General features: G+C 49.1%; 7 protein-coding genes. All 7 read right to left on the bottom strand.

Annotated elements, in window-relative coordinates; translation table 11 throughout:
- Positions 1-558, bottom strand: a 558-nt coding sequence (fliF, locus tag COY37_RS06620; protein WP_286976892.1) for a flagellar basal-body MS-ring/collar protein FliF, incomplete at its 3' end; no start/stop codon positions are given.
- Between the two features lie 18 nt (positions 559-576).
- A complete protein-coding gene (gene fliE, locus COY37_RS06625; protein WP_286678715.1) occupies positions 577-879 on the bottom strand; it encodes a flagellar hook-basal body complex protein FliE in 303 nt (100 codons plus the stop codon).
- Between the two features lie 19 nt (positions 880-898).
- A complete protein-coding gene (gene flgC / locus COY37_RS06630; protein ID WP_286678714.1) occupies positions 899-1,330 on the bottom strand; it encodes a flagellar basal body rod protein FlgC in 432 nt (143 codons plus the stop codon).
- 2 nt (positions 1,331-1,332) lie between these two features.
- Positions 1,333-1,746 carry a flagellar basal body rod protein FlgB gene (gene flgB, locus COY37_RS06635; RefSeq protein WP_286678713.1) on the bottom strand — a complete coding sequence of 138 codons (414 nt, stop codon included), beginning with the start codon at positions 1,744-1,746 and terminating at the stop codon, positions 1,333-1,335.
- Complete coding sequence (locus COY37_RS06640) at positions 1,746-1,973, bottom strand: helix-turn-helix domain-containing protein (RefSeq protein WP_286976896.1); 228 nt, start codon at positions 1,971-1,973, stop codon at positions 1,746-1,748. The genes flgB and COY37_RS06640 overlap by 1 nt, the downstream gene beginning before the upstream one ends.
- Positions 1,974-2,264: 291 nt before the next feature.
- Complete coding sequence (locus COY37_RS06645; protein ID WP_286678711.1) at positions 2,265-2,405, bottom strand: hypothetical protein; 141 nt, start codon at positions 2,403-2,405, stop codon at positions 2,265-2,267.
- Positions 2,406-2,592: 187 nt separating this feature from the next.
- Positions 2,593-4,734 (bottom strand): TPR domain-containing glycosyltransferase (locus tag COY37_RS06650; protein ID WP_286976900.1); only part of this gene is annotated, 2,142 nt, incomplete at its 5' end.

Here is a 4,734-nt window from a genome sequence, read left to right on the forward strand (position 1 = left end):
ACCATCCGATATTTTTACTCCCGGCTTGGGCTTGATGATAACCGATGCCGTGGCCGGATTTTCCTTGTCGGTGTAAAGGGAAGGCTCGGGTATGACGATGTGAACCCGAGCACCACCAATCTCGTCTATCTGGGAGATGGTTCTGCCAAGCTCACCCTCTAAAGCCCTACGATAATTAACCTTCTGGGTGAACTCGGAAAGACCGAAATTGCTCTGATCGAATATCTCAAAGCCGACCGTACCACCCTGCGGCAGACCTGCGCCGGCCAGCTCAATTCTCGTTTCATATACCTGATCGCTTGGAACTTGAATGGTTTGCGTCCCACTGAGTTGGTAGGGGATCTTCTTTTCCTGAAGTTTTGTTACGATTGAACTCGCGTCCTCGGGGCTCAAATTTGAAAACAGGACGCTATAGGAGGGGCGTGAAACCCAATAGATAAGCGAGCCGAGAGCAACCACAAATAAGATGACCGTAATTAAAATAATCATCTTTTGGTTTACTTCCAGCTTTTGCCAGCCTGTTTGAGCGTTCTTGATCGCTTCAGCGGGTGACGCCATTAACCATCCTCACTCGCTTTATACTTGCATTCTCATTACTTCCTGGTACGCTTCCATTACTTTGTTTCTAAGTTGGACCGTCAGTTGCATCGCTACGCTTGCTTTCTCCACTTCTATCATGACGTCGTGGATATCAAGCTCCCCGGCGATGAACTTCTCAACTGCCGTGTCTGCACTTTTTTGGACTGCATCTACTTGGTGTATCTCATTATTGAGAATGCCTGAAAATGTGTCGAGCGCGTTGCCGGCTGGGCTTTCCGCTTTTGGCGCCCCAAGCGTTCCCGCGCTGATCGGATTGAGCCTTAGTGGAGTTATGTCCATGTTCTTAAGCCCTCTCTTACTAGATTTCCAGGGATTTTACGGCCATACTTTTGGCCGCACCGATGACGGTAACGTTCGCCTCATAGGCACGCTGTGCGGCGATCATGTTGACCATCTCTGTAACGATATTTATATTAGGCATTGCTACATATCCGTTCGCATCTGCATCCGGGTGATCCGGGTTATAGATCATCCGGGGTGCGCTGGTATCTTTTGCTATTCCTGCTACTGTGACTCCTTGTCCGGCGGTTGTGCTGTTTGCACTCCCCAAGAACTGAGAGAAGCCCGCTCGACCCTGCGGCGCCAGGATTACATCCTGCCTTCGATACGGACCGCCCTCGGGCGTTCTCGTCGTGTTGGCGTTGGCGATGTTGCTCGCAATCGTATCCAGCCACAAACGGTTTGCCGTCAGGCCGGTCGAGCTAATTCGCAGCGTCGAAAAAAGGCTCATCTTTACCTCCCTCCGTTAATGACTGTTTTCAGTGAACTTAAGCGACTGCTCATAAGCTGAGCCATAGCGTTATAGCGGATTGTGTTCTCCGCCAGTTTTGACATCTCTTCGTCGATGTCTACGTTGTTGCCATCATAACGCATCGACGTTGCCCCTACCGTAGTAACCTTTATCCCAACAGAAGTCAATGAGCTTCCGCCCGGCAGGTGCCTTGGGTCTGTCTGGAGCATCCCGGCATCGTATTTATTGTCGATTGCCTGCTTGAATTCGTCTTCAAAGCTTACGTCCTGCTTTTTATAGCCAGGAGTATTAATATTCGCCACGTTATTTGCTATTACCTGCTGCTTGAGCGATGATGCGTCAAGACCTTTTTGCAGTGCAACAAATGTGTCATTCGAAAACAGCTGATCTATCATCAACCTCGGTCACCTCCGCTTGCCTCAAGACCTTCAAATACCTCGTCAAAGTTACTGCCTGAAGCGATAAACCTATCGATCAATTCCTTTGGAAAGCGCCATTCTTTACCAATCTTAAGACCGGGCAATTTCTTCTCTCTGGCCAACCTGCAAATCGTGATTTGGCTCATCTGCAGGTAGTCGGCCAGTTGCTTTGTGGTCATTATCTCTGCGCTTCTACCCTTCATCTTTTCCTCCGGCTTTGCCGACACGCTTGCCGCTCTTACGGCCCTTATGCCTATTCCTTAGCAAGCAAGGCTTTGTATATTTTAAAGCAATATCCGGTCCTATAGCAACTGATTAATTATATTTCCGGCATATTTCTATCGTTTGCTATACTTTGAGAGCTCATCAGTAATCAGTATGCCTTTATCATCGCTTTGCATTATTTACTATCGTTTTGTATCGTATTGTATGAAACTAATTACGGACAAGTACCTTGCTATGCTTTGGTATACTTTTTATTTTAGGAAGCTAGACTAAACGCGTGACGAGAAAAATACGATGGTGCCTCGTGACTCAGAGGGATCTTCAGGAAGGTTGATTACAATCTGGTTTGAGCGGAACGCCTCAATCGGTCGGCGCTCCTTGGCTTCTGTTTCCAGTCCAGCCAACGTCAAATGCCTTTCCTTCGGTTCCTCCGGTGCTAAGTTCCTTGCTAGAGCTTCTGACACGTCTAACCTCTTCAACAAAAAGATTTTTGAACCTAGTACAGTCTTCGGCACTAAAGAAAAAGACTTAACTCTTTTTTAAAAAATTTGCGAGCGCAAGAATTAAGAGGATACTCGGAATCGCTTACCAACTATGTTATACGAGAACACCTAGATTCTCCCTTACCTGCTCGATCAAGAGCGAGGCGGGATACTTTTTGGCCCCCGCATCCAGGATTTCGACCGCCTGGTCGAACTCGCCCAATTTTGTTAACGTGCGCCCCAGGGATATATAAAGGGTGATCTCTTCAATCCCGTTATTGAGCGCCTCAAAGAAAAATGTACGGGCTTCCTCGTAAAACTCGTTTCCTAAAGAGGTCCGCCCAAGAATAAAGAACGCTTCACCGTCGGCACACCCGGCCTCGTACGCCTTGATCAGCTCTTCAACCGCCATATCGTTGTGCCCGACATCATAGTAAATCTTACCAAGGAAAAGGCTCGCTTCACCGGGGGACACGCCAAGCGCATCCATCAGCTTTACCGCTTTTTTAAATACCTTGGTTTCACCAAGTTCAAGCAATTTTCGTAAAAGGTCCACGGCCACCTGCTGCGCCTCTTCACGTTGATCGTCGATTGCAATCGATACTTTGCGCCCGCTTAAGATATCGGTAAAGGTGCGATAAAGCTGCTTTGCCAGGCCATGGCCACCCTTCTCCGCTAGTGAGTCAATTACTGCGTACGCACCCTCATATTCCCCCAAAAGCAGGTTGCAGAGCACCCTATCCATAGACGCACTTGGATAGAGACGGCTTGAAACAGCGATATCCCCAAGGGCATCAGCGGCTTCCCGGTAGCGCTTCGCATTGAGTAAGCACTGCCCCCGTAGGTGGGATGCCTGAGAAGGATCGGTAGTAACGCCGGTCATCTTATCCAGGTATTCAAGACCGATATCATAATGGCCGGCCTGGCTGAAAACCAGCGCTAACGCCAGCAGTACCTCATCCGAATTCATATCCGCACATGATTCGAGAGACTGTCGCAGCCCGCCCGGACCTTCACGACGCATCAATATCGACCCCAGCTCAACAAGCGCGGGGCCATACCGCGGATTATATTCAAGGGCACGCCCATACTCGATCACGGCTTGCTTTTCATTACCGATCGCCAGGTAAGCCTTGGCCAACTGATGAGCCGACAAATGGCCATCCACACCCGGATGGCTGACATATATCCTGCCGGACGGGCCTGCTTCCAATGCCATACTAAAAGACGCAATGGCGGCAGCATGCTCCCCTTTTTCCGCCTGAATCAATCCCTCGATATAAAACAGATCGGTGTAGTCCTGATACGCCTCTTTGGCGTCTGTTACCACCTTTAACGCCTCGCGATATCTACCAAGCTCTTTTAGACAGATCGCGATATTTCTTACAAGCTTGGATGCGTGCACGACATCGAGGCTCGAGAGATTGGCAAACGCTTTTTTATAGGTCTCAAGCGCCTTCTCATAATCCTTACGCTGTATATACGCACTGCCCAGGTTGAACCGCGCAATAGTATTGTCAGGTTTTCTGGCGAGCTCTTTTAAAAAAATAGTGATGGTATCCTGACCGATATTTTCCCTCTCCTGAGTAGTCCCCATAAAGGAATAACGGTTGATTCTGATTCTAGTAAAACCGGCGGTAAGGTTGTAGGCATTTATCGTATCTATTACAGGTCCGGCAAAAACGCCGCTCTGGTGATATTCGGATCGGTTTCTCCAGAGCCGGAAGGTAAGGTCAATGATGCTATCGTTCTCACTAATGAAATTTAACTGGTTAAAGAAAAACCCCTCGCGCTCCGAATCCTCAAGAAGTTCCCTGATTGCAAGCGCGTCTTCGCGTACCAGCTCTTCGTCCGCATTGAGCCACAGCACCCAGTCACAGGTTGCATGCGACGTTGCTACACCTCTGGCCTTAACAAGGTCATCGGCCCATTCATAAAAGAAGATCTTGCCGCCAAAACCCTTGGCTATGTCGATCGAGCGATCGGTTGACCCTATATCAACCACCACAATCTCATCGACCGCATCCTTCACACTGCTAAGACAGCGTCCGATGGTATCTTCATCGTCTTTTATGAGCACCACCAACGACAGGGTGGGCGACTCGATATACTTATCCGGAAAGCGCCATGGCTCCTGCATGTAGCGCTCTGCATAGACCTCGATCGGGTCCCTGTACACCTCTTGCTCCGCTAATCCACCGATTGCTGATTTTACGACCATCAATTCATGGGTGCCGACTGCGTTGTTTTTGCCGCG

The sequence above is a fragment of the Candidatus Aquicultor secundus genome (genome assembly GCF_002791875.1).
Taxonomy (GTDB): Bacteria; Actinomycetota; Aquicultoria; order Aquicultorales; family Aquicultoraceae; genus Aquicultor_A; species Aquicultor_A secundus.